At 66.4% G+C, this 26,444-nt stretch carries 15 protein-coding genes and 1 pseudogene; 9 read left to right on the top strand and 7 right to left on the bottom strand.

Features of this window, described 5'->3' with window-relative positions; translation table 11 throughout:
• Positions 1 to 244: 244 nt before the first annotated feature.
• The 6 genes and pseudogenes from ABQ039_RS15185 (at position 245) to ABQ039_RS15160 (ending at position 10,423) form a co-directional block, all read left to right on the top strand.
• Positions 245 to 1,318, top strand: coding sequence for an efflux RND transporter periplasmic adaptor subunit (locus ABQ039_RS15185; RefSeq protein WP_039525759.1), 1,074 nt, complete (start codon positions 245 to 247; stop codon positions 1,316 to 1,318).
• Positions 1,315 to 4,440: an efflux RND transporter permease subunit gene (locus ABQ039_RS15180; protein ID WP_349777965.1), complete on the top strand. Its 3,126-nt coding sequence runs from the start codon at positions 1,315 to 1,317 to the stop codon at positions 4,438 to 4,440. Before ABQ039_RS15185 ends, ABQ039_RS15180 begins: the two co-directional genes overlap by 4 nt.
• 298 nt (positions 4,441 to 4,738) lie before the next feature.
• Positions 4,739 to 7,414, top strand: a complete 2,676-nt coding sequence (locus ABQ039_RS15175) for a M1 family metallopeptidase (protein ID WP_349777966.1) — start codon at positions 4,739 to 4,741, stop codon at positions 7,412 to 7,414.
• A gap of 69 nt (positions 7,415 to 7,483) precedes the next feature.
• Positions 7,484 to 7,666: pseudogene (locus ABQ039_RS15170) on the top strand (GNAT family N-acetyltransferase); the annotation flags it as partial.
• A gap of 322 nt (positions 7,667 to 7,988) precedes the next feature.
• Positions 7,989 to 8,912, top strand: coding sequence for a TrmH family RNA methyltransferase (locus ABQ039_RS15165; RefSeq protein ID WP_349777967.1), 924 nt, complete (start codon positions 7,989 to 7,991; stop codon positions 8,910 to 8,912).
• Positions 8,909 to 10,423 carry a carboxylesterase family protein gene (locus ABQ039_RS15160; protein ID WP_349777968.1) on the top strand — a complete coding sequence of 505 codons (1,515 nt, stop codon included), beginning with the start codon at positions 8,909 to 8,911 and terminating at the stop codon, positions 10,421 to 10,423. Before ABQ039_RS15165 ends, ABQ039_RS15160 begins: the two co-directional genes overlap by 4 nt.
• A gap of 84 nt (positions 10,424 to 10,507) precedes the next feature.
• Here ABQ039_RS15160 and ABQ039_RS15155 read toward each other — a convergent pair whose 3' ends face one another.
• On the bottom strand, positions 10,508 to 12,472 hold the full coding sequence (locus tag ABQ039_RS15155; protein ID WP_349777969.1) for a glycoside hydrolase family 97 protein: 1,965 nt from the start codon (positions 12,470 to 12,472) through the stop codon (positions 10,508 to 10,510).
• A gap of 219 nt (positions 12,473 to 12,691) precedes the next feature.
• On the opposite strand from ABQ039_RS15155, the gene ABQ039_RS15150 reads away from it, so the two are divergent.
• Both ABQ039_RS15150 and ABQ039_RS15145 read left to right on the top strand, forming a co-directional pair.
• Positions 12,692 to 16,162, top strand: a complete 3,471-nt coding sequence (locus tag ABQ039_RS15150) for a LamG-like jellyroll fold domain-containing protein (protein ID WP_349777970.1) — start codon at positions 12,692 to 12,694, stop codon at positions 16,160 to 16,162.
• A gap of 141 nt (positions 16,163 to 16,303) precedes the next feature.
• Positions 16,304 to 19,240 carry a TonB-dependent receptor gene (locus tag ABQ039_RS15145; protein ID WP_349777971.1) on the top strand — a complete coding sequence of 979 codons (2,937 nt, stop codon included), beginning with the start codon at positions 16,304 to 16,306 and terminating at the stop codon, positions 19,238 to 19,240.
• Between the two features lie 236 nt (positions 19,241 to 19,476).
• Here ABQ039_RS15145 and ABQ039_RS15140 read toward each other — a convergent pair whose 3' ends face one another.
• From ABQ039_RS15140 to ABQ039_RS15120, 5 genes are all read right to left on the bottom strand, one after another.
• Positions 19,477 to 20,529 (bottom strand): LacI family DNA-binding transcriptional regulator, encoded by a 1,053-nt coding sequence (locus ABQ039_RS15140; protein ID WP_039525778.1) that lies wholly within the window; start codon positions 20,527 to 20,529, stop codon positions 19,477 to 19,479.
• A 189-nt stretch (positions 20,530 to 20,718) separates the two neighbouring features.
• Positions 20,719 to 22,137: a M28 family peptidase gene (locus tag ABQ039_RS15135; RefSeq protein WP_039519353.1), complete on the bottom strand. Its 1,419-nt coding sequence runs from the start codon at positions 22,135 to 22,137 to the stop codon at positions 20,719 to 20,721.
• Positions 22,138 to 22,246: 109 nt separating this feature from the next.
• Entirely contained in the window at positions 22,247 to 22,678 is a 432-nt protein-coding gene (gene mscL, locus ABQ039_RS15130) for a large-conductance mechanosensitive channel protein MscL (RefSeq protein ID WP_024940317.1), read from the bottom strand.
• Positions 22,679 to 22,738: 60 nt separating this feature from the next.
• On the bottom strand, positions 22,739 to 23,452 hold the full coding sequence (locus ABQ039_RS15125; protein ID WP_349777972.1) for a fumarylacetoacetate hydrolase family protein: 714 nt from the start codon (positions 23,450 to 23,452) through the stop codon (positions 22,739 to 22,741).
• Positions 23,453 to 23,668: 216 nt separating this feature from the next.
• Positions 23,669 to 23,944: a hypothetical protein gene (locus tag ABQ039_RS15120; RefSeq protein WP_053045694.1), complete on the bottom strand. Its 276-nt coding sequence runs from the start codon at positions 23,942 to 23,944 to the stop codon at positions 23,669 to 23,671.
• A 252-nt stretch (positions 23,945 to 24,196) separates the two neighbouring features.
• Between ABQ039_RS15120 and ABQ039_RS15115 the strand changes: the two genes are divergently transcribed.
• Positions 24,197 to 24,538 (top strand): Rieske (2Fe-2S) protein, encoded by a 342-nt coding sequence (locus ABQ039_RS15115; RefSeq protein ID WP_039512348.1) that lies wholly within the window; start codon positions 24,197 to 24,199, stop codon positions 24,536 to 24,538.
• A gap of 19 nt (positions 24,539 to 24,557) precedes the next feature.
• On the opposite strand, the gene ABQ039_RS15110 is transcribed toward ABQ039_RS15115, so the two are convergent.
• Complete coding sequence (locus ABQ039_RS15110; protein WP_024940321.1) at positions 24,558 to 26,420, bottom strand: SLC13 family permease; 1,863 nt, start codon at positions 26,418 to 26,420, stop codon at positions 24,558 to 24,560.
• Between the last annotated feature and the right edge of the window lie 24 nt (positions 26,421 to 26,444).

Genomic DNA, 26,444 nt, shown 5'->3' with positions numbered 1-26,444 from the left:
ATAGCGGCAGGCGTCAGGTGGGTGTGGGCAACGCGAAGCCGTCATGCATGAATGCGTGCATGCAGCGGCCGAGCGGTGGCCGCGCCCGTCCGGCAGCCACGCCGCCGTGTCGGTGGCTGCGCTAGCCAGCGCATCGCGCCGACCACAGCAAGGGTCTTTGGTCATGGTGCAAAGCACGCCCTTTCTGTCAACTCCATGGCGGCTAGGTCGTTAAACTTTCGACGTACCCCGCCAGGATGTTCTGATGCTTGTTCGACCCAGCGCGCGTTTCGGCGCAGCGCTCTTGTTGGCCGTTGCGCTGGCCGGTTGTAGCCGTGAGGCCGCCGCGCCGGCCGCCGCCAAACCCATCCCGGTCTCTGTGCAGGCGGTGACCACCCAGCCCTGGAACTCGACCGTGCAGTCGATCGCCACCGTGCGTGCGCGCGAATCGGTGGCGCTGACCGCGGCGGTGAGCGATGTGGTGGAGCAGGTCAATTTCGACAGCGGCGACGAGGTCAAGGCCGGGCAGCTGCTGCTGCGGCTGCGCGGCAATTCGCAGCAGGCGGCACTGACGGCCGCGCAGGCCACCTTCGAGGAAACCGATCAGCTGTACCGGCGCCAGTTGAGTCTGGTTGGCCAACAACTGGTGGCCAAATCCACTGTCGATACGCAACGCGCGCTGCGCGATGCAGCGCAGGCACGCGTGCAGCAGATGCGCGCGGAGATCACCGACCGCGAGGTGCGCGCGCCGTTCTCCGGTGTGCTCGGCATCCGCCAGATCAGCCCGGGCTCGTTGATCACCTCCAGCACGGTGATCGCCACGCTGGACGATGTGGCGCGCATGTACGTGGACTTCCAGGTGCCCGAGTCGCAGTTCGGCCTGGTGCAGCTCGGCAATACCGTCAATGGCACCGCGGCGGCGTATCCGGGCGAGCAGTTCGAAGGCGTGGTGGCGGCGATCGATTCGCGCATCGACGAGACCACCCGCTCGGTGACGGTGCGGGCCGACTTCCCCAACGGCGATCGCCGCCTGCGCCCGGGCATGTTGCTGGATGTGCGCCTGTTCCAGCCGGCGCGGCAGGCGGTGGTGATCCCGGAGATTGCGGTGGTGCAGGTGGGGCGCGAGTCCTACGTGTTCCGGGTCAAGCCCGACAGCAGCGTGGAGCGCGCCGACGTGCGCCTGGGCGAGCGCCGCGACGGCAAGGTGGAAATTCTCGACGGGGTCAAGGCTGGTGAGCGCATCGTGGTGGACGGCACCGGCAAGCTGCGTCCGGGCCTGAAGGTGGTCGATCAGGCCGCGCCTGCATCTGCAGCGACGCGTCCGCAGGCAGCACGATGAAACTCTCCGACCTGTCCATTACCCGCCCGGTGATGGCGGTGGTGATGAGCCTGCTGCTGATCGTGCTGGGAGTGATGTCGTTCACCCGGCTGACCTTGCGCGAGTTGCCGGCGATCGACCCGCCGATCGTGTCGGTGGACGTGGAATACACCGGCGCGTCGGCGGCGGTGGTGGAAAGCCGCATCACCCAGGTGCTGGAAGACGCGCTGGCCGGCATCGAAGGCATCGAGACCATCGAGGCGCGCAGCCGCAACGGCTCTTCCGATATCAGTATCGAATTCGTGCAGTCGCGCGATGTGGAAGCGGCCGCCAACGACGTACGCGATGCGGTCAGCCGCGTCTCCGACCGCATGCCCGACCAGGCACGCCCGCCGGAGATTTCCAAGGTCGAGGCCGACGCCGACCCCATCCTGTGGCTCAACATGAGCTCCAGCACGATGGACACGCTGCAGCTGTCCGACTACGCCGAGCGCTATGTGGTGGACCGCTTCTCCAGCCTGGACGGCGTGGCGCAGGTGCGTATCGGCGGGCGCCAGCGCTATGCGATGCGGATCTGGCTGGACCGCGATCAACTGGCCGCGCGCGAACTGACCGTGGCCGACGTGGAAGCGGCGCTGCAGAACGAGAACGTGGAGCTGCCGGCCGGTAGCATCGAATCGGCGCAGCGCGATTTCACCTTGCGCGTGGAGCGCAGTTATCTCAAGCCCGAGGACTTCGCCAAGCTGCCACTCAGCAAGGGCGAGGGCGGCTATGTGGTGCGCCTGGGCGACGTGGCCAGGGTCGAGCTGACCTCGGCCGAGCGCCGCGCCTACTTCCAGAGCAACGGCGTGCCCAATGTGGGCCTGGGCATCGTGCGCAACTCCACTGCCAACGCGCTGGACGTTGCACGCGAGGCGCGCGCGCAGGCCGAGGAAGTGCAGAAATCGCTGCCGCAGGGCACCAACATCTTCGTCGCCTTCGACACCACGACCTTCATCGATGCGGCGGTGGAGCGCGTGTATCACACGCTGATCGAAGCGGTGGTGCTGGTGCTGGTGGTGATCTGGGTGTTTCTGGGCAGCGCACGCGCGGCGCTGATTCCTGCAGTGACGGTGCCGGTGTGCCTGATCGCCGCATTCATCGCGCTGTACGCGTTCGATTTTTCGATCAACCTGCTGACCTTGCTTGCGCTGGTGCTGTGTATCGGCCTGGTGGTGGACGATGCCATCGTGGTGGTGGAGAACATCCAGCGCCGCATCGATCTGGGCGAGCCGCCCTTGGTGGCGGCCAAGCGCGGCACCGGCCAGGTCGCCTTCGCGGTGATCGCCACCACCGCGGTGCTGGTGGCGGTGTTCCTGCCGGTGGGCTTTCTGGAAGGCAATACCGGGCGCCTGTTCCGCGAGCTGGCGGTGGCATTGGCCGCGGCAGTGGCGATCTCGGCCTTCGTGGCGCTGACGCTGACGCCGATGATGTCGTCCAAGCTGTTGCGCTCGCACGGGCAGGCCAGGCCCAACCGCTTCCATCGCTGGTTCGATGGCCGCATGCAGGCAGTGTCCGGGGCGTACGGGCGCTCGCTGGAGCGGCATGTGCATCGCACCTGGATCTTCGCGCTGCTGATGCTGTTGGCGCTGGGTGCCAGCGCGTGGTTGATGGGGCGGATTCCCTCCGAGCTGGCGCCGGCCGAGGACCGAGGCAACTTCCAGATCATGATCGACGGGCCCGAAGGCGCCGGCTTCGATTACACCGTGGGGCAGATGCATCAGGTCGAGGCGATCCTTGGCCCCTACGTGGGCCCGGACAAGCCCATCGTGCGGGCCAACCCACGCGTGCCCGGCGGCTTCGGCAGCAGCGAGGAAATGCACACCGGCCGGGTCAGCGTGTTCCTGCAGGACTGGGAAAAACGCACGCGCCCGACCACCGAGGTGGCCGACGAACTGCAGCAGAAGCTCAACGTGCTCAGCGGCGTGCGCGCACGCACGCAGGTGAGCGGCGGCCTGGTGCGCAGCCGCGGCCAGCCGTTCCAGCTGGTGCTGGGCGGGCCGGATTATGCGGAGATCGCACAGTGGCGCGATCGCATCCTGCAGCACATGGAAGCCAATCCTGGCCTGGTCGGCCCGGATTCGGACTACAAGGAAACCCGCCCGCAGATGCGCGTCAACATCGACCGCCTGCGTGCGGCCGATCTGGGCGTGCCGGTCACCGCGATCGGTGGCGCGCTGGAGGCGATGATGGGCTCGCGCCGTGTGACCACGTTCGTGGACAACGGCGAGGAATACGACGTGATGCTGCAGGCCGGCCGCGAAGGCCGCATGGCGCCGGAAGATCTCACCGCCATCCGCGTGCGTTCCACGCGTGGCGAGCTGATTCCGCTGTCCAACCTGGTCACGCTCAGCGAAGTGGCCGAAGCCGGCACCCTGAATCGCTTCAACCGCCTGCGTGCGATCACCATCAGTGCCGGCCTGGCGCCGGGCTACCCGCTCGGCGAGGCGATCGCCTGGGCGCAGCAGACCGCACGCGAGGAATTGCCCGAGTATGCGCAGGTGGACTGGAAGGGCGAATCGCGCGAATACCAGCAGTCCGGCAGTGCGGTGCTGCTGACCTTCGGCATGGCCTTGCTGGTGGTGTATCTGGTGCTGGCCGCGCAGTTCGAAAGCTTCGCCCATCCGCTGGTGATCATGCTCACGGTGCCGTTGGCGGTGCTGGGCGCGCTGGTCGGGTTGTGGGTCACCGGCGGCACGCTCAACCTGTTCAGTCAGATCGGCATCGTGATGCTGGTGGGGCTGGCGGCCAAGAACGGCATCCTGATCGTGGAGTTCGCCAATCAGTTGCGCGACGAAGGCCGCAGCGTGCATGAGGCGATCGTGGAATCGGCATCGGTGCGCCTGCGTCCGATCCTGATGACCTCGATCGCCACCGTGGTCGGCGCGATTCCGCTGGTGGTGGCCGGCGGGCCCGGCTCGGCCAGCCGCGCCACGATCGGCGTGGTGGTGATCTTCGGCGTGTCGCTGTCCACCTTGCTGTCGCTGTACGTGGTGCCGGCGTTCTACAGCCTGATTGCGCCATTCACCAAGTCGCCCGAAGCGGTGGCGCGCGAGCTGGAAACCCTGGAGGCGCAGACGCCGTCGGTAGGCGGTCATGCCTGAGTGACACCGGCAGCGGTGCGCTGCTGCCGGTGGTCGACGACGCGGGAATGCTGCGGCATCGGTGTTGATCGCGGTGTTTGCATTGCCTGCATCGCAAACAAAACCCAAACATCGGGGCGCAGGCTGTGTCCATCGAGCGCGGCAGCGCCAGGCCAGCGCGATCGATGCGACGCCGCAGCGCGGCCGGTTGCTTCTGGGGGCGGCGCGCTCACCGCATCGGTCGTGCAATGACTAAGGTCACATGACAGTCATGGCCTGCTGTGGTCGACTTCGGCGGTTACCATGCCCGGAATCGCCAATGCGTCGTCTTGCCTGCCTGCTTGCTCCCTCCCTCCTTGCGCTGTGCTGCGGCACCGCGCTGGCGCAGTCCTCCGGCGAGCCGGTGCCCAATGGCCGCCTGCCGACCTGGGCGGTGCCCGAGCGTTACAGCCTGTCGTTCAAGATCGATCCGGACCAGAGCGAGTTCAGCGGCCGCACCAGCATCCGCGTGCAGCTCAAACAGGCCTCCGATCACCTCTGGCTGCACGGCAAGGAACTGAAGGTCAGCAAGGTCACGGTCAAGCCGGTCAAGGGCAAGGCGCTGACGGCACGCTACGTGCAAGCCGATGCGCAGGCCGGTGTGGTGCGCCTGGATTTCGGCCGCACGCTGCAGCCGCAGACGCTCACCGTGGACATCGTCTACAGCGCGCCGCTCAATCAGCAGCTGCAGGGCCTGTATCAGGTGAAGTACCAGGGCCAGGCCTATGCGATGACGCAGATGGAGCCGATCAGCGCGCGCTACGCGTTCCCCGGTTTCGACGAGCCCGCATTCAAGACTCCGTTCGACCTCAGCCTGACCGTGCCCACCGACGACCAGGCGCTGGCCAACACCATCGCCACCTCGAGCAAGCCGGCCGGCAAGGGCTGGAAGACGGTGACCTTCGCTCCGACCGTGCCGCTGCCGACCTATCTGGTCGCCTACGCCGCCGGCCCCTGGGATGTGGTGGACGTACCGGCCATGCCGGCCACCCCGCAGCGCCCCAACCCGACCCCGTTGCGCGGCATCGCCGCCAAGGGCCAGGGCCCGCGCATCACCCCGGCGCTGGACCAGACCCCGGCGATCATCGCCGCGCTGGAGGACTATTACGCCTTCGGTTATCCGTTCGACAAGCTCGATCTGGTCGCCGCCCCGGACTTCAGCGCCGGTGCGATGGAAAACCCCGGGTTCGTCACCTTCCGCGACTGGCTGCTGTTGCTGGACAAGGACTCGCCGGCCGAGAACGTGCAGCGCTCCTTCAACACCAATGCGCATGAGCTGGCCCACCAGTGGACCGGCGACGCCGTCACCATGGAATGGTGGGACGACCTGTGGTTGAACGAGGCGTTCGCCACCTGGATGCAGCAGAAGATCACCATGCAGCTGCACCCGGAATATCGCGCCAATCTGGACCGCATCGGCGGCGCGCAGTACGCGATGGACAACGACAGCCTGGTCAGCGCGCGCAAGATCCGCCAGCCGATCACCGGCAACGGCGATATCGAGACTGCCTTCGACGGCATCACCTACCAGAAGGGTGCGGCGGTGCTGGCGATGTTCGAGGCTTTCGTCGGCGAAGACGTGTTCCGCCAGGGCATGCGCGCCTACATCGCCAAGCACAAGTTCGGCAGCGCCACCGCCGACGATCTGGTCGATGCGATCGCCGATGCCGCCGGCAAGGGCGAGGAGTTCAAGGCCGCCTTCCGCAGCTTCCTCAATCAGCCGGGCGTGCCGTATCTGCAGACCCAGCTCGCCCGCGAAGGCGGCAAGACCGTGGTCAAGCTGCAGCAGCAACGCTATCTGCCGCTCGGTTCCACCGGCTCCACCGCGCAGCAATGGGGCGTGCCGGTGTGCGTCAAGTACGGCAAGGGCAAGAACCAGGTCGGCATTGCCTGCCAGATGCTCGCAGACGGCAGCGGCAGCATCGTGCTGGATGGCGCCGGCAAGAACACCTGGGTGTTCCCGAACGCGCGTGGCGCCGGCTACTACCGTTTCAGCCTGCCCAAGAAGCAGCTGGCTGAACTGGGCAAGCAGGTCGGCCAGCTCGACGACAACGAACAGCTGGCCTATGCCGATGCGATCGATGCGGCCTACCGCCACGGCGATACCGACGGCGACGCCGTGCTGGCAGCGCTCAAGCAGTTGGCGCCGTCCGAATCGGCCGATGTGTCCACCGCGCTGCTGAACCGCTTCGTGTGGATTTGGCGCTACCAGGCCACCAGCCAGGCCCAGCGCGACGTACTGCGCAAGGCGGCCGAACAGGCGTATCTGCCGCGTCTGCGTCAGTTGGGTTACACGCGGCGTAGCGGCGAGTCGATCGACGACACCAGCCTGCGCTCGGCGCTGGCCGGGCTGTTCGCGCTGCGCCTGCAGAACGCGGAGGTGCGCAAGGCACTGCTGGCGCAGGGCGATGCGGTCCTGGCCGGCGGCAACGGCGCGCTGGACTTCTCCAAAGCCAATCCGGATCTGCTCGGCACCGCACTGGCAGTGACCGCGCAGGAGCGCGGCGCACCGGCAGTGCAGAGCCTGATCGATGCATTGCGCACGCATGCCGACCCGGCGCAGCGCAACGCCATGATCGCCGCCCTGGGCACGCTGCAGGACCCGGCGCTGCTCAAGCAGGTGCGTGATTTCGCGCTGACCGATGCGATCAAGGTGGGCGAGATGAAGAGCCTGCTGATGCGCGGTCACAGTTATGAGGCCTCGCACGCGTCGATGTGGCCGTGGTTCACCGCCAACTTCGACCGTATCGTGCAGCGCAGTGGTTCGTTCGACGGCGGCGGATTGCCGGCGCTGGGCGCGTCCGGCGGTTGCAGCGTGGAAGAAGCCGACCGCCTGGATGCGTTCTTCAAGCCGCGCCTGGCCACGCTCAGCGGCGCCGACCGCGGTATGGCGCAGACCGGCGAGACCATCCGCCTGTGCGCCGCGCTCAAGCAGGCGCAAACCACCAAGCGCTGAGCCGCGGCCTGCGGCCCGGGTGCGCGGTATCGGCAGTGGCGATAGATACCGCGCACATCGCATCAGGAACGGCTACAGGCAACTGCATGTTCCGCCAGTCGGGCGCGGCGGGACCATCCGGCATCGGCCAGGGTGCTGCTGCGCAACGGCGTTGTCGAAGAAGGCTGCAGCCGCGGCGCGATCATGCGGCCGGATGGGCTGCACGATTTGCGCGTGTTCGCGCGGGTGAAGTTGCCGGCCGATCTGGACTGATCCCGGCCACGTGCGCTGGCGAACGCGTGGGCCAGGCGCATTTGCACGCGGCGAGTTGGCGCAGATCCGTCACCGGCATCGGCACCGATCCCGCGTGTCCTGCATAGCGTCAACGTCAACCTGAGTCCCTGTGTTGCAGGGCCTCGAAAGCAGCGCCTCGGCTACCTCGTATACGGCTCGTTGCGCCAGTGGCTTACCATCGTCGCCAATGCGTTTGCACCGCCGGCTGTGCCGGCCTGCAGGATGACGAACACCGCTGGTGGCGGAAGGGGCGATTCGGTCCCCGCAGCGCCGGCAGGCAACACGAACCTTGGATACGACGATGACACAGCATGATGGACGGGGCGGACGACCGCCGCGCGATGGCGGCAGCTCCGGCGCCTCGCACAATCCCTGGGGCCGCGCCGCGCCGCGCGCACCGGCAGCGCGCACGCCGGCACGGCAGGCGCCAACGGCTTACACGCCTGCTGCCCCGCAGTCCGCGGCTTCGTCGTCCGGCGGCAATGCGCGCGAGCTGCGGCTGTACGGCATCAACGCAGTGCAGGCCGTGTTCAAGGCGCGCCCGGAGGCGGTGCGCAAGCTGTACCTGAGCGAGGCGCGCATCCCGCAGTTCAAGGCCTTGCTGGCCTGGTGCGTTGCCCAGCGCATCGGTTACCGCGTGGTCGAGGAAGCCGATCTCAGCAAGCTCGCCGCCAGCGCCCACCACGAGGGTGTGGTGGCCGATGTGCTGCGCGTTGCCCCGCAGCCGTTGCAGGACTGGCTGGCCGCGTTGCCGCAGGGGCCAGTGCTGGCGCTGTGGCTGGATGGCGTGGGCAACCCGCACAACTTCGGCGCGATCCTGCGCTCGTCCGCGCACTTCGGGGTGGCCGGCCTGCTGCTGCCTGCCGGCTCCACGCTGGGTCTGTCCGGCGCAGCCGCGCGCGTGGCCGAAGGTGGCGCCGAAGCGGTGCCGCTGGTGCAACTGCCCGACACCGCAACGGCGATGGCGCATCTGCGTCAGGCCGGTTTCGCAGTGGCGGCCACCCTGGTGGAGGGCGGCCAGGACGTGTTCGCCGCCGCGCTGCCGCAACGGCTGGTGTATGTGATGGGCGCGGAGAGCGAGGGCATGGACCGCCAGTTCGCGCGCGATTGCGACCTGCAGTTGTCGATCCGCGGCAGCGGCAAGGTCGAAAGCCTCAACGTGGCCTCGGCCACCGCCGTGTTCCAGGCCGCCTGGCGTGCCCGTGCGTTGGGTGGAGAGTCGTGATGCGCCTGTGTGCCGGTCTGCTTGCCGCCGCTTGTGCGCTGAGCGTCAGCGCGCATGCCGCAGCGGCATCCACGCCTGCCGCACCGCCACAGGTGCGCACCGATCACGGCCTGGTGCGTGGGCAGTGGCAGGACGACGGCAGTGCGGTGTTCCGCGCGATTCCGTTTGCTGCGCCGCCGCTGGGCCCGCTGCGCTGGCAGCCGCCGCAACCGGCCGCTGCCTGGTCGGACGTGCGCGATGCGACCCAGGCCGCCACCCCGTGCGTGCAACCGGCGCTGGGCTGGAACAACGCCATGGCCAGCCGCGGTACGGAAGATTGCCTCTACGTGGAAGTGCAGACGCCAACGCTGCAGCCGGCCAAGCCGCTGCCGGTGTTCGTCTGGATCCACGGCGGCGCCAATGTGGCCGGCGGCGCCGATGGTCATCTGCCGACCAACCTGGTCGCACAGGACATGCTGGTGGTGACGCTGCAGTACCGGCTCGGTGCGCTCGGCTTCCTGTCGCTGCCGGAACTGCGCGATGGCGACCATCAAGCCGCCGGCAACTACGCCTTGCTCGACCAGATCGCCGCGCTGCAATGGGTGCGCGACAACATCGCGCAGTTCGGTGGCGACCCTGCGCGGGTCACCATCGCCGGGCAGTCGGCCGGTGGCCAGGATGTGGGCTTGCTGATGCTCAGCCCGTTGGCACGTGGTCTGTTTTCGGCGGCGATCGAGCAAAGCGGCACCGCCGGTTTCGGATTGCCGGCGCGTTCGCTGGAGGACAATCGCGCGCTGGGCGTGGAGATCGCCAAGCGCGCAGGTATCGATGACCCCGCCACGCGTCTGGCGCAGTTGCGCGCGCTGCCGGTGGAGCAGCTGATCAAGGCCGGGCAGGGTGTCGACGTGCCGGCACTGGATGACGATGGCTACATCTGGCTGCAGGCGGTCGTCGATGGGCGCGTGCTGCCGCGTGCGCCGGCCGCGTTGCTGGCCGACGGTGCACAGGCCAAGGTGCCGCTGTTGATCGGCTATGTGGTGCAGGAGCTGGAATACGGCGGCAAACAGGGTGCACAGGCGCGGCTGCGTCGCGACTATCCGGCGCAGGCCGATGCCGTGCTGCAGGCGCAGCGCACGCATGCGGCGCAGCGTGCCGCACGGCAGGGCGATGCAGCGATGCAGCTGTCCACCGATCTGACCTTCCGTTGCCCGGCAGTGAACGTGGCCCAGCATCAGGCCGCGCTCGGCGTGCCGGTGTGGCATTACGTGTTCGATACCGCCGCACCGGGCGGGCGGGTCACGCATAGCGCCGAGCTGCCGTTCCTGTTCAAGGGTCTGCCGATCGGCCAGCCGCCGGTGAGTCTGCAGCGCTATTGGGCCGCGTTCGTGCAGCGTGGCAATCCCAACACCAAGGGCTTGCCGGCCTGGCCGGCATTTGCGCCCAAGCATGCGGCATTGCAGTTCGACGCCAGTGGCGTGCGCCCGCTCAAGGATGCACGCCCGGCGATGTGCGCAGGCGTGGACCTGCCGTAATCGATCGCGCGTACCGCCACGGTACGCGCGCTTGACTCAACTCAACTTGGCTCAACTCAGCGGACGTAGCCCGTCCCGCCGAGCTTATTTTTTTTGCAGTCGCACGGCGGCGCCGCCGTTTGCAGCCAATGGCAGCTGCAGGCTGTCGTTGGAGGTGAGTTTGCGCGTATCGATACGCACCTCCGTCGGGGCCGCGCCGTCGGCATAGATGGTGGCGGTCCAGCTGCCCTTGCCCAGGAATGCCAGCGGCACGGTCAGCGTGCGTGCCTGCTCGTTGGTCATCGCGCCTACGTACCAGTCCTTGCCGCTGCGCCGCGCCAGCGCGATGTGCTCGCCGATCGCACCATCGAGTGCGCGTGTCTCATCCCAGCTCGCCGGCACATCGCGCAGGAACTGCGCTGCCGGTACGTTTTCGTATTGTTCCGGGCTGTCGGCGACCACCGCGAACGGGCTTTCGTAGACCACATACATCGCCAGTTGCTGCGCACGTGTGGTCATCACCTGCGGCGCGATGTGCTGCATCTTGAACTCGGCCGGACGCACATTGCGGAAGCCACCCGGTGTGTAATCCATCGGCCCGAGCAACATGCGCGTAAACGGCAGCGTGAGGTTGTGGGTGGCGGTGATGCGCGTGGTCCACTTGTTGTACTCGGCGCCGAGCACGCCTTCCTGCGTGAGGTAGTTGGGATAGGTGCGGGTCAGGCCGGTCGGGTGATAGGCGCCATGCAGATCCACCAGCAGTTTGTGCTCGGCGGCCTTGGCTAACAGGCGGTGATAGAAATCCACCATCTGCTGATCATCGCGGTCCATGAAGTCGACCTTGATGCCCTTGATGCCGAGTTGCTGATACCAGGCGAGTGCTTCGTCCATGTGCGCATCCAGCGCGCGCCAATGCGCCCATAGCCACAGCCCGACATCGCGCTGCCGTGCGTAGGCCACCAGGCCCGGCAGGTCGAGCTGCTCCACCGGCCGGCGGATATCGGCATCGACGTTGTACTGGCCATCGCCGGTGCTGCCGAAATACCAGCCGTCGTCGATCAGCATGTATTGCAGTTTCAATTGCTGCGCGTGATCGATGTAGCGCTGAATCGTGGCGGTATTCATGCCCGGCTGGGCCACGCCGCTGGCCAGTGAGCCGGACCACCAATCCCATGCCGATTTGCCCGCGCGCACCCAGCTCGCATCGAAGGCCGGCGGCGGGTTGAGTGCGGAAATCAGATTGGATTCGATCAGGCTGGCCGGGCTGTCACCCAGCATGATCACCCGCCACGGCGTGGCGAAATCGCGGCCTTTGGCATCAAAGCTGACGGCCAGCGTGGGGTCGTCCAGGCGTGGCGATAATTTCGCCGACACGCCCAGGCTGCCATCCTCGCGGCCGGTGAGATACAGGCCGGCGTAATCGCGCAGGTTCGCCTCGGCAATCGCCAGCGTGGTGCCGCCTGCATCGGTCTGGCACACCAGCGGCAACTCGAGCAGATTGTGCGGGCGCAACCTGGATGCGGCGATCGCATCGTATTCGCCCTCATGGCTGGTGCCGAAGCGGCCCAGGTTCAAGCTCCAGCATGCGTAATCGCTGGGGAATGCAAAGCCGGTGAGCTCATTGCGAATCCGCACCTCACCGGCGTCGGGCAGCACATAACGCAGCGCAACACCGTCGTCGTAGGCGCGCAATTCCACCGTCAGACGTCGCTGTTTGGGGTCTGACAACTGCACGCGCAATTGACGGTAGTGATCGCGTGCCTGACGCGTCTTGCCCACGGCCAGGGCGAAGCGGCTGTCATGTGTTTCGTTGGTGCTGCCCTGCAACGTCATCGCCTTGCCGAGCGTGTCGGCGCGGCCCAGATCCAGTCCGAGCGGAGCGTCGTCGAGCACGACTTTGTTGCGATACAGCACGCGATAGGTCGGCACGCCGCCCTCGCGCAGCGTGAATTCCACCTGCGTACGTGCGTCGGGCGACTGCACCTGCAAACGCTGCGCAGCTGCAGGCAACGCGATCGAACACAGCAGCGCGCACGCCGCCGGTAATGCGGACTGGATCAGGTTTCGCATGAGCCCCTCCTCCTGGGAGCGCCAACCCTAACGCAGAACGGTTGTCGTCGATATCCACCTGGGGTAACGTTACCTCGCACCATGGCCGCTGAAACAGGGGCGGCAGCCACGGGCGGCATCACGACAGATGCAATGACAAGGCGACGACGCGTCGCCTTGGCGGTTGCGTCCAGGTGGTGTGCACCGTTGCTTGGCAGTAGAGCTTGGGAGAGGCCTCTAATGCTGATGGTTCGCAAGGCGTTCCGCCGTGGAGCGCTGTGGTTGTTGTGTGTTTGCATCGCCTGGACTGCAGTGGAGGCTGCACCCGCCGATGCCGATCCGCCCGGTCCCTACGACGTGCGCGTGCTCGCGGGCGGTCTCGGGCTGAGCAAGAAGCTCGCTGCCGGAACCCCACTGCTGGCCGCCGATGCGGATTGGAGCCTGTCCGCCTGGGTGCGGCCCTCCAGCGGGACCACCGGCCCGGCCTTGATTGCCGGGCTCGGTGATCCGCAGGCGGCTGGCCGTTTCTTCGTCATCGACAACGGCCTGCTGGGCTTTGCCCAAGGCGCCGAGCATGTGCTGCGCAGCAAGCAGCCGCTGCGCGCCGGCGTCTGGACGCAGGTTGCCGCGATTGCGCAGGGCACGCGCCTGAGCCTGTATGCCAATGGCCGCCAGGTGGCCAGCGGCAACGTGCAGCAAACTGCGGTCGCGCCCACGCTGGTGTTCGGTCCGCGCCAGCAACCGGCGGCGTATACGCAGCACTTCGGCGGCGAGATTGCAGGCTTCACCGCACAGGCCGGTGCCCTGGATGCGGCAGCCATCGCACGGCTTGCCGGACAGGCGCCAGATCCTGCACTGCAGCGCTTTGAAGACGCATCGCCAGGCTGGCGTGTGCAGGTCAAGCAGATGGCAGGGCAACTCGCACCGCAAGCGGCGGCGACCCTGCCGCGGAGTGCTGCGCCCTTCCCGGCGCCGGTCGCCAGGCCGGTGTCGGAAGCGCCTGCGCTGCAGCCGTTGGATGCCGCCGCATGGCGGCTCGGTGCATGGCAACTCGCTGCGGCACCAGAGCTCGGTCAGGCCAGCGGTGCGACGCTGTCGCGTAGCGATTACGCTGCCGGCAAGACCCGCTGGCGCGCCGCGACCGTGCCGGGCACGGTACTCACCACGCTGGTCGATCGTGGTGTGTATCCGGATCCGGATATCGGCCTCAACAACATGGCGATTCCCGAATCGCTGAGCCGGCAGGACTGGTGGTACCGCAGCAGTTTCGATCTGCCTGCAGCACTGCAAGGCAAGCGATTGGAGCTGCTGTTCAACGGCATCAACTATGCCGGCGAGATCTGGGTCAATGGCACCCAGGTCGGCCGTACCCGCGGCGCATTCGCACGCGGTCGCTTCGATGTCAGCAAGCAGCTCAAGCCGGGCAGGAACGTCGTCGCGGTACGGGTGTCGCCGCCGCCACATCCCGGCATCGCGCACGAACAGTCGATGACGGCCGGTGTCGGCGAAAATGGCGGCATGCAGGCGTTGGACGGGCCGACCTTCATCGCCAGCGAAGGCTGGGACTGGATTCCGGCGGTGCGCGATCGCAATGCCGGTCTGTGGCAGGACGTGCAGCTGCATGCCACCGGTCCAGTGGCGCTCGGTGATACGCAAGTGATCACCGCGAAGCTGGCACCGGATCATCACCGCGCGGAACTCGAAATCAACGTGCCATTGCGCAACGACACTGCCGCAGCAGTGCAGGGCACGTTGCAGCTGGCCTTCGGCGATGTACGCATCCAGCGCGACGTCACGGTGCCGGCTGGTGGCAGCACGCTCAAGCTTACTGCTGCGGATACGCCGCAGTTGGTCGTCGCCAATCCGCGCTTGTGGTGGCCCAACGGCTATGGCGAGCCGGCGCTGTACACCTTGCAGGCCAGTGTCGAAGTGGCCGGTACGCCGTCGGACACGCAGCAGCTGCGCTTCGGCATTCGTCAGGTGACCTACGAACTGTCGTTGTTCGACGACGATGGCGCGTTGCGCCGCGTCCTGGTCGATCTCAATCAGGCCCGGCAACGCGGCGAGCGCATCGTCGACGTGCGGCATGCAGCGATCCGTCCGGTACCCGGCGGCAATGCGCAATCCCTGTATCCCGGCGCCTTGTCGTCGCCAGCGGTGCAGCAGCTCGACGACAGCAGCCTGGCCCCGCATCTGGCACTGCGCATCAATGGTGTGCGTATTGCGGTGAAGGGCGGCAACTGGGGCATGGACGACTGGCGCAAGCGGGTCGCGCGCGAGCGGCTGGAGCCATACTTCCGCCTGCAGCGCGATGCGCATTTCAATGTGGTGCGCAACTGGGTGGGGCAGAACACCGAAGCCAGCTTCTTCGAGCTGGCCGACGAATACGGCATGCTGGTGCTCAACGACTTCTGGCAGTCAACCCAGAACTACAACATGGAGCCGGCCGACGCGGCGCTGTTCCTGGACAACGCCGCCGAGGTGATCAAGCGCTTCCGCAATCATCCTTCCATCGTGCTGTGGTTCGGGCGCAACGAAGGCGTGCCGGCGCCGATCCTCAACGAAGGCCTGGACCAGCTGGTGGCCGAACTCGATGGCACGCGCTGGTATACCGGCAGCTCCAACGAGATCAATCTGCAGGGCAGCGGCCCGTACAACTACCGCGAGCCGGTGGCGTACTTCAACAAGCTGGCGCAGGGCTTTTCGGTGGAGGTGGGCACGCCCTCGTTCTCCACCCTGGAGTCGTTCCAGGCATCGGTACCTGCGGCGCAGGACCAGTGGCCGATCGGCGATGCCTGGGCGTATCACGACTGGCACCAGTCCGGTAACGGCGACACCGCCAGCTTCATGCGCTCGCTGACCGACAAGCTCGGCGCGCCGACCAGCCTGGCCGACTTCGAACGCAAGGCGCAGCTGCTCAACTACGAAACGCACCGCGCCATCTTCGAAGGCTTCAACGCGCAGCTGTGGAGCAAGAACAGCGGGCGGCTGCTATGGATGAGCCATCCGGCCTGGCCCAGCAACATGTGGCAGATCTACAGCCACGACTACGACACCCACGCGGCCTACTACGGTGTGCGCAATGCGGCAGAGATGCTGCATGTGCAGATGAACCTGCCCGGCCACGAGGTGGTGGTGGTCAACAATGCGGCCGAGCCGGTGAGCGGCCTGCGCGTGCGCGCAGACGTCTATGCCGCCGACGGAAAGTTGCTGCAGCAGAGCGAGCAAACGCTGGAGGCCGCGGCGGTTGCGGTATCGGCACCGGTGCTGCAACTGGCGCCGTTGCTCAAGGACACCAATGGCCTGGGCTTTGTGCGGCTGCAATTGCTCGATCGCGACGCGGTCGTGCGTTCGCGCAATTTCTACTGGGTGGCGCGCGATGCGGCGGCCATGCGCGGTCTGGATGCGCTGGCGGCAGTGCCGGTGCAGCTCAGCACGCAGCTGCAGGAGGGCGCCGAACCGGTGCTGCGCGCCAGCGTGCGCAATGCCTCGCAGCAGGTTGCGCTCAACACCAAGCTGACCCTGGTGGACGCGCAAGGCCAACGCATCCTGCCGGCGTATTACAGCGACAACTATCTCAGCCTGGTGCCGGGCGAGCAGCGCGAGATCGAGATCCGCGGCCCGTCCGCGGCGAGCCTGCGCAATGCCACGCTGCAGGTGCGCGGCTGGAATGTCGAACCATCAACAGGCGTTGCCAACGGGCCTCCGTAGCGGCGCCAGCGCGTTGCCGCGCCGTGCCCGCGCACGGCGTTCGCACTGACACGCCGATTGCGCGTCAGCCAATACCGCATTGCCGTTGCTGCAATGCCATTCGAAACGGTCGTGGATTGTCGTCATCCCTGGGAGGGGACCATGAACAAGCTGCATTCGAACACCCGCCACACCCCACTGGCCGCCGCACTCGCGGCTGCACTCACCCTGCTTGCCGGCAGCGCAGGCGCACAGGACGCCGGCAACGCCGCCGGGGTCACCGACCTGGACAAGGTCATGGTCAAGGGCGTGCGCGGCGCGCAGGCAGAGGCCATCGAGAACAAGCGCACCGCCGCGCAGATCATCGACTCGATCTCTGCCGAAGACATCGGCAAGTTGCCCGACGTCACCATCACCGATTCGCTGCAACGCGTGCCCGGCGTGCAGATCCGGCGTTCGGCCGGCGAGGGCTCGCAGCTCAATATCCGCGGCATGCCGCAGGTGCAGACCACCATGAACGGCGAGTTGTACCTGAGCGCCGGTGGCGGCGACCAATACGGCCAGCCGAACATCGGCCGCGCGCAGCCGGATTTCGTCGATATCCCGCCGACGCTGTTCAGTGGCGTGGACGTGATCAAGTCGCCGACCGCCGCCGATCTGGATGGCGGCATCAGCGGTACCGTCTCGCTGAAGACGCGGCGCCCGTTCGACCTGCCGGAAGGCTGGACCTTCAGCGGCCAGGCCGAAGGCTCCTACGGCGACCGCGTGCAGGAACTCAACGAGCTGTACTCGGGCCTGGCCAGCTTCCGCACCGAGCGCTGGGGCGCGTTGCTGGCCGTGTCGTACTCCGACGCCACGCTGGAGAACAAGCACCCCAGCGTGTATTCCAACGGCGCGCAGAAATCCACCGAGCAGAATGTGGGCTTCGATTTCAACGGCGACGGGCGCATCGGCAGCAACACCGACCCCAGCAATCTGCCGCGCGATTACTTCTACAACTGGGTCGCCACCGAACTGGACAACCGCAGCACCGATCGCCAGCGCACCGGCATCAACGGCTCGTTCCAGTTCAACATCAACGATTCGTGGACGGTGTTGGCCGATGCGGCCTACACCAAGCTCGAAGACCAGGACACCTCGGTGGCCGCGCAGCTGCACACCGGCTGGGCCACCAACCAGTTGCAGCCCGGGTCGGTGGTCGATTCCAACGGCGTGCTGGAATACGGCCAGTTCCGCTACAACCGCTTCCAGGCCCACTCGATGGCCGGGGTTGCCGACTCGGACGCGCTCAACACCAACCTGGAGCTGCGCTTCGATGATGGTGGCCCTTTGCGTGCCTCGTTCCGCTGGGTGCATGGCGATGCGCAGCGCACCTACGACGAAGCGCGTGCCGATGCGGTGGTGACGCGTGGCGACCAGATCACGCGCGCCGGCGGCATCACGCAGTGGGCGAACGCCAACGGCTTGCCGACAGTGGATGCCTCGGTGGATTTCCGTGGCACCTATCCGGCGGTCAACCTCGGCACCGACGTGTCCAATCCGGACAACTGGCAGCTGATGTCGACCTGGGCGCAGGGCAACAAGATCGAAGCGACGATGGACGCGTTCCGCGCCGATGGCACCTTCGAGTTCGACGAGGGCGTGGTGCGCGGCTTCCAGTTCGGCATCCGCTACGGCGAGCGCGAGGTCAAGCTGGATACCTATCGCTATCTGTCGCCGGTATCGACCAGCTGCGCCGACCCGAACCGTTCGCTGTATTACTTCAAGGATCCGCTAATCGTGGACACCTGCAGCGGCGTGTCCGAAGCGCGCCTGCTGCCGTTCAATTCGATTCCCGGTTACTGGGCGTATTTCAACGATTTCGATCCGCTCAAGGTCACCGGCCTGGGCAGCCAGGGCCTGCCGGCGATCAACCCGCAGGTCATGAAGGACCCGGTGGGCTATCTCAACAGCCTGTACCCCGGCAACGTGGCCTACCAGCAGGCCGCCGATTCGTACAAGGTCACCGAAAAGAGCACCGCAGCGTATTTTCTGGCCAATCTGGAAGGCGGTACCGGCAGCGCGGTCCCGTGGACGGCCAACATCGGCGCGCGCATCGTGCAGACCAAGCTGGCGATCGACCAGTACCTGAGCAGCGGCAATGTGTTCATCGGCAATGTCGAATGGAACGGCGTCAGCCCGGCGATCGGTACCAATCGATTGAACCGCCAATACACCGACGTGCTGCCCACCGCCAACCTGTCGCTGGACATCACCGATGCGCAGAAGCTGCGCTTTGCCTACAACAAGGCGGTGGCGCGCCAGGACCTGCCCGATCTCGGGCGCGGGCTGGTGAGCTTCTATGCGGTCAACGGCACGCCACCGCGCAACCCCGCGTTGCCTTCGGATGCGGTGCTGTTCCTCAATGGCCGCTCCGGCAATCCGGATCTCGATCCGTATCGCGCCACCAACTACAACGCCTCGTGGGAATGGTATTTCTCCGATGCGTCGTTGGTCAGCGTGGGTGCGTTCCTGATCGATGTGAAGTCGTTCCCCACCACGGTGACCAATATCGAGCTGTTGCCCGACGCCGATGGCGTGGCGCGGCTGGGTGGCCCGGTGGAGCGCATCGTCAACGGCGGTGGCGGCAAGATCAAGGGCTTTGAAGTGGGGTATCAGCAAGCCTTCGACTTCCTGCCCGGCTGGTTGAGTGGCTTCGGTACCAACATCAACTACACCTTCTCCGACGCCGACACCGACAACACCGATATCGACGGCAACACCTTGCCGATCGGCGACAACTCCAAGCACCAGGCCAACGCGGTGCTGTGGTACCAGAAGGACAAGCTGCAGGCGCGTGTGGCCTACAACTGGCGCAGCAAGCGCTTCAGTCAGGTCAACAGCGGTGCCTGGGGCGACGAGCTGGCGATCTGGAACGACGACGTGGGCTATCTCGATGCGTCCTTCAGCTACGACGTCAATGATCACCTGACCCTGTACGCCCAGGCCACCAATCTGACCGGCGAAAGCGAGCGGCGCTACGCGCAGTGGACCAACCACTACTACGACCAGAACATCTTCGAACGTCGTTACTACGCGGGCTTGCGTCTGCGCTTCTGATCCGGCTGCACCGTTGTGCGACCCAGCGCAACCCCCGCGCTGGGTCGCGCATGTTTCGCTGTTGTCGCTCTCCAAGCGGTCATTGCGCTTTCTTCCCGTCGCCGCTGAGTGCGGCGCTGCAGTACGCCTGACGGCAACGTCAGGCACCCTCCCATTCGGCCGCATCGTCGGGAAGCGATGTGGCCGTTTTTTTGCGTGATGGCGCAGGCGTTACCCGATGCCGATCGATGCAGCGCTTACCGCGCCGGTGGCCCGGCCGTCGAGCCGCGCTTGACCACGGTGTACTTCATCACCTGATGCACGCCCTGCGCGGGATCGCCCTTGCGTCGCTGGCGGATCGCATCGGCCAGCAGCGACACCGCCGCGCGGCCCATCGCGGTGACCGGTTGATGCACGGTGGTGAGCTCGGGCCAGATGGTGGTGGCGACCGGGGTGTCGTCGAAGCCGGCGACCGATACATCTTCGGGCACGCGCAGGCCCAGGCCGTGTGCGACCGCAACAGCGGCTGCCGCCATATCGTCGTTGCTGCAGAACAGGGCGGTGGGCGGTTGCGCCTGCGCAAGCAGGCTGCGCGCGGCGAGCAGGCCGGAGTGATAGGTGAACAGACCGTCTGCCATCAATTCTTCGGCTACGGGCAGGCCGGCAGCCTGCAGGCTGTCGAGATAGCCGTTGGCACGTAACGCACTGGGCGTGTGTTTGGGGTCGCCCTTGATCAAGGCGATGCGGCGATGGCCCAGTTCGATCAGGTGATCGACGATGGCGCGCGCGGCCTGGTAATCGTCGATGCGCACCGAGCTAATCTGCGCCATCGGTGCACCGCTCGCCACCGCCACGACCGGGATGCCGCGTGCATCGAGTTCGGCAATGGTCTGGCGCGAATCGCATAGGGGGGGCGGCAGGATCACGCCGTCCACACCGGCCGCCAGCAAACGCTCGGTGGCGGCACGCTGGCTGCGGATGGCGCCGCATTTTTCCACCAGTACCTGGCTGCCATTGAGGCTGCTCTGTTCGAGCAGCCCGAGCATGAATTGGTTGAGATAGGCCGCGCTGGGATTGCTGTACAGCACGCCGATGCGCAACAGGCCGCTGGTGCGCAACGAACGGCCGGCCAGGTTGGGGCGATACCCCAATGCCTGGACCGAGGCTTCCACACGCACGCGCATCTCCTCGCCGACATGCGGGTGGCGGTTGATGACGCGCGAAGCGGTCATCGGCGAGACCCCGGCGTGCTTGGCGACATCCAGCAGGGTTGCCGCGTTGTTCGCACTGCGTTGGCGCTTGGCCGCCATTGTGTATGCTCGTCCTGGAGTGGAAGCGAAAGGCAGGTGGCGTGCTTGAGGCCCGCAGCGACCAGGACGTGCCTGGCCGCTGGCGATCGTCGCTGCGATATCGGGATCGGCACAGATCACGCGCAGCGTGCGCGTGCCCTGTGCCGCGCGCACTCAACCGAGGAGTGCCCGCGACGTCTGCAAATGCAGTTATTCGCTCGGCGGCTGCACGCTTTTTGCGCGGCTGCCGAAATCGCCATCGGCTTCGGCCGCCAGGTACGCAAACACCGTGTAGGCCGCGACGTTTTGCGCAAGCGCCTTGGGGTCGATCTTGTCCAGCGTGTCGTCGGCGGTGTGGTGCAGATCGAAGTAGTCGGTGCCATCCTGCGCAAGCCATGCCCAGGCGCCACCCTTGGCGGAAATCGGCCCGACATCCGGGCCGGGGCCGCCCTTGCTCGGCTCATACGCGATGCCCAACGGCGCGAGTACCTCGGCAATCTGTCTGGTCGCTGCGCGCGACGCGTCCGGTGCCGCCGAGCCGGTGTTGAACGCATAGATGCGCCCGGCACCAAAGTCGCTCTCCGCGCCGATCTGATGCAGCGCCATGTCCTTGGCATCCTTGCCGTGCGCGGCCGCATACGCCTTGCCGCCGTACAGGCCTTGCTCCTCGTTGGCGAAGGCCACCACGCGGATGCTGCGCTTGGGCGCCTGCTTGAGTTGGCCGATCAGGTGGCCCGCGGCCATGGTGATCGCCACGCCGGCGCCATCGTCGATCGCGCCGGTGCCCAGATCCCACGAATCCAGATGCCCGCCGATCACCACCACTTCCTTCGGCTTGCTGCGTCCGGTGATTTCGCCGATCACGTTGTACGAGGTCGCGGTGCCGTCCCAGCCGCAATCCAGCGCCAGCCGCACACGCGTGCTGCCCAGCGCGGTCAGGCGCGCGAGCTGGTTGGCATCGGGCACCGACAACGCCGCTGCCGGTACCGGCGTCACGCCTTCATCGAAGCGGGTGATGCCGGTATGCGGCACGCGGTGCGAGTCGGTGCCGGCCGAGCGCATCACGAAGCCGATCGCGCCCTTGCGGATCGCTTCCGACGGGCCCTTGCTGCGCACCGCGCCGCCATTGCCGTAATCCTTGCCGTCGCGCGCCTTGGTCATCTGGTAATCGACGAATGCGATCTTGCCGGCCAGCGAGCCGGCCGGTGCGGCCTGCAGTGCGGCCAGGTTTTCGAAGCGCACCACCTCGCCTTCGACGGTGCCGCCCGGGCTGCCGCCCAGTGCGGTGATGTGCAAAGGCTGCGCATGCGCGCCGATTACCGCCGCCTGTTCGCTGCGCCGCTGCCACTTGGGAAAGCTCACCGGCTCGGTCCACACCTTGTCGAAGCCCAGCGACTGGAACTTGGCCTTGGCCCAGGCCACCGCGCGCGGATCGGCCTCGCCACCGGCAATGCGTGGGCCCACTTCGGTGGTCAACGATTCCACCACCGCAAAGCCGGTGGTGTCGGCCAGGGCCTGCTCGCGCAGCTGCGCGGCGGTGCGCAGCGCGCCATCGGCGATGGTGGTCTGTGCGGCAAGCGCGGGTGTGCAGGCGAGTAGGGCAGAGATGGCAACAGCGAGGCGACGCATGCAGGGCGGCTCCAACGACAAGGGGACCCCGAGCTTATCAGCGCGAGGTCCCCCGTCTGCGTGCGAAAGGTCATCCTCCCGCGCGAAGTTGCGCAGCGGATGTGTCCGCTTACGGCACGCCCGGTGTCTTCAGTGTGTCGTTCTTCAACGAATCGCGGATCTCGCGCAGCAACAGCACTTCTTCGCTCGGGCCCTTGGGAGCATCCGGCTTGCGGTGGGTCAGGCGATTGATCAGCTTGACCACCATGAAGATCGCAAAGGCGATGATCACGAACTGCACGACGGTGTTGATGAAATCGCCGTAGCCGATCGCCACTGCCGGAATTTCCTTGCCGGTGGCATCGACGCCGGCCGGCTTGAGCACCCAGGCCAGGCGCGAGAAATCCACATTGCCGATGGCCCAGCCGATCGGCGGCATGATGATCTTTTCCACCAGTGCAGTGACGATCTTGCCGAACGCTGCACCGATGACCACACCGACCGCCAGGTCGATGACATTGCCACGCATCGCGAATTGCTTGAATTCGCTGACCATTCCCATAGCGCACTCCAGATGCGGTCGCGGACCAACTGCCGCAGGGTGATCGTAGCGGGCCGCGTGTCAGCCCGCGATGATGCCGTGGCGCTCGGCAACGTTTTCCAGGCGTGCGCTGAACTGATCGCCGGGCAGTAGTGGGCCGACACCGGCCGGGGTGCCCATGAAGATCAGGTCGCCCGCGCGCAATGCGTAGAGCTTGGAGAGCTCATGCAAGATCTCCGGCACGTTCCAGATCATCTGATCCAGCAACGACTGCTGACGCACCTGGCCGTTGACTTCCAGCGACAGGTTCAAGGCCTCCAGCGCACCCACTTCGCCGGCATGCACCAGCTCGCTGATCGGCGCGGAGTGGTCGAAGCCCTTGGCGATGTCCCACGGCAGGCCCTTGGCCTTGGCCGCTGCCTGCAGATCGCGTCGGGTCAGGTCCAGGCCCACGCCGTAGCCATAGATCAGCGCCTCTGCCTGCTCCACCTGCAACTCGCCGGCCGGCGCATCACTGCCCAGTGCCACCACCAGTTCCACTTCGTGGTGCAGTTCCTTGGTGCCCGGCGGGTACGGAATGTGGTCGCCGTGGCCGACCACGATCGCATCGGCAGGCTTCATGAAAAAGGTCGGCTGGCCACGCTCGGCCTTGGAGGCAGGCGCAGTGGCGCCCATCTCGCGCGCGTGATCGGCAAAGTTGCGGCCGACACAGTAGATGCGGTGCACCGGAAAGTTGCCGCCACCAACCACCGGAATGCGCGGAACATCGGCGGCGGGAATCACATCGTGGGTCATGCGCGCATCCTTGGGGAACGGGGCACGTGAGTCTAGCCGTTTGCCCGTGCATGACGGAACCGCCGTGCTGCAGCGCGCAGTGTGGCGCAACGTCTGGCTGGCAGGTCTGCAATCACGGCTTGCATCGGCGCACGCAAACTCGCGCAGACCGGTCAATACCTGCGCGAATGATTCGGGATTGGATGCTCACCGCGCTGGAGGCGGTGGAATGACGCCTCAGTGCGACAACGGCAGCGCAGGCTTGCGCACCACGCGGTATTCGGCCTCGACCACGCGGGTGTGCTGCGGTGTGCGACGGTTCGATTTGCTCAGCAGCTTCCAGGCAATGCCGCCCAGGATCATCGCCGCGCCCACGAACACGCTGAAGAAGATCAGCACCGCAAGGATGACCAGACCAGCCAGGCCGGCGGCCACGCGCACCAGCGGGTGACGCGGCTTGCGCGGGGCAAACAGGTGGTGGAGGTTACCGAGTTGGAAGATGCGTGCAGGCATGGCGGTGGGCTGCCGGGCAGGAAACAGGCAGGCAGTATCGTTGCGGTTTCATGTCATTGAGTGAAAACTTCGTTAAACATTCGCTCGTTTTGTTAAATCCATCACATCGGGTGTGCTGGGCGATTGTCGCTCTGGCAGCCCGGAGCACCGCCCGTACAGGCCGGCAAGCGGGCGAATTGCAGCCCGCCGCGTGGCGTCGGGGTGATGCAGGCGCATGCCACAATCGCAATCCGTTCTCGAACAGCAGACTGCATGTCTTCGTCATCGTCCACCACGCTTGTCGAACTGGCGCAGATTCCCGACGCCGGATTTCTGGAAGTCGAAGCGGTCTGGGACGGCGGCCCGGAGTCCCTGGTGCTGTATCGCGACGGCGCCCAGGTGCGCGCCTGGTTGAACGTCTGCCCGCACGCCGGCCGCCGGCTGGACTGGGCGCCGGGCCAGTTCCTCAAGACCAAGGACGGCCATCTAGTGTGCGCAGCGCATGGCGCAGCGTTCGAGCTCACCGGCGGCGAATGCATCAGCGGCCCGTGCCGCGGTCAGTCGCTGCTGGCGGTGCCGGTGCGCATCGAGGGTGAGCAGGTGGTGCTTGGGTGACTGCTGAAAGTGGTGCGGCTCAGCGCGCTGCCCACCAGAACATCAGGTTGATCATCGACACCATCACCACGATGTAGATCAGCGACAGCGGTGCGCCCACGCGCCACAGCTCGCGCGGCTGATAGTTGGCCGGGCCGGCCACCATCGAGATCACCGGGTTGGAGGCCGTCATCAGATTGTTGGACGCCGACAGCGCCACGATCAGCGCGAATGCGGTGGGGTTGCCATTGGCGGCCAGCGCCAGGTTGACCGCAATCGGCACCATCACGATGGTGGCGCCGACATGGCTGATCACCAGCGAAAACGCGGTGGTCAGCAGCGCCAGGCTGATTTCCAGCGCCCATACCGGAATGCCTTCGGGCAGGCGGTCGATGGTGTGGCCGGCCACCCAGGCCGCGGTGCCGCTGCTGTCCATCGCCCAGCCGAGTGGAATCAGGCCGGCCATCATGAAGATGGTCTTCCAGTTGATCGAGGCATAGGCCTCGTCCATGCGCAGCACGCCGCTGACCAGCATGCAGGCCACGCCGGTCATCAAGGTCAGCGCCACCGGCAAGCGCGAGGTCAGCGCGATCAGGATGGTGAAGGCGAAGATCGCCATGGCGATCTTGAACTTGTGCGGGCGCTGCTCGCCCTTGGGGAAGTCGGTCACCGGCACGAAGTCGCGGCTTTCCGCCGCCTGCGCCAGGTCCTGCCAGATGCTGTGGAACACCAGCATGTCGCCGCCACGCAGCGGCACGTTGCGTACGTCCTCGCGGATCACCTGCTTGTCGCGGTTGATCGCCAGCAGGCTGATGCCGCTCTGCTTGCGCAGGCGCAACTCGGCCGCGGTCTTGCCGATCAGCCGCGAGTTGGGCGGGATCAATGCTTCGGAAATGCCGGCCAGGCTGGGGTTGAACAGATCGCCCAGGTTGCGCAGGCGCGAGGACATGCGCAGGAACTGGTTCTGCGCAAAGTCGGTCACTTCCTGGCGCGGCCCCATCGCCCCGAGCACGCTGCCGACCCAGATGCGCATGTCGGCCGGCGGCGCCAGGCGGGTGTCGTTGCCGGTCTTCAGGGCCAGCAGCAACGGCGCGTCGTGCAGCGCTTCGGCCTCGCCCAGGGTCATGCCGACCAGCGGGCTTTCGGCGCTGACGGTGAGCTCGAACACGTCGCCGTCGATGCCGTAGGTCTTGGCGAAATAGCTTTCGGTGCGCGAGGGCGTGACGCCTTCGTTGATCAGGCGTTCTTCTTCGATCAGCTTGCGGTCGCCGTAGAAGCGGAAGTACAGCAGTGCGGCGATCAGCAAGGCCACGCCGATCGGCAGCGGCGCGAACATCGTCAACGGCTCGATGCTGGCCATGCCCGAGGGCAGGTTGTTGTTGGCGGAGACCAATAGATCGTTGAGCAGGATCAGCGGTGAATTGCCCACCATGGTCAGCGCGCCGCCCATCACGATGGCTGCGGCGATCGGCAGCAGCATGCGTTGCAGGGTCAGCCCGGTGCGCGTGGCCAGCCGCGAGGCGACCGGCAGGTACAAGGCCATCACCGACGGGTTCTGCATGAAGGACGAATTCAAGCCGGAGATGGCCAGCGTCATCATCATCAGGCGTTGTTCGCTGCCGTGCGAGCGCCGCAGCAACCAGGTCGCCAGGCGATTCAACGCACCGGTGCGCTCCAGCCCCGCACCAAGAATGGTGGTGGCGATGATGCTCATCACCGCGTTACCGGAAAAACCACCGAACAATTCTTCCGGCGCCACCAGCCCGGTGACGCCCAGCACCACCAGCACGATCAAGGCCACCACGTCGGCGCGGATGCGCTCGAACAAAAACATCGCCATCGTGAAACCGACCAGCCCGAGGACGAGCTTCATATCGTTGGTCAGTGTCAGCGCGGTGTCCATTAGGGGCCGGGATTCGGGATTCGG

The sequence above is a fragment of the Xanthomonas sp. WHRI 6108 genome, assembly GCF_040202385.2.
GTDB lineage: Bacteria > Pseudomonadota > Gammaproteobacteria > Xanthomonadales > Xanthomonadaceae > Xanthomonas > Xanthomonas arboricola.
The sequence above is the reverse complement of the archived record's forward strand: the minus strand, read 5'-3'. Positions and strand labels throughout refer to the sequence as shown.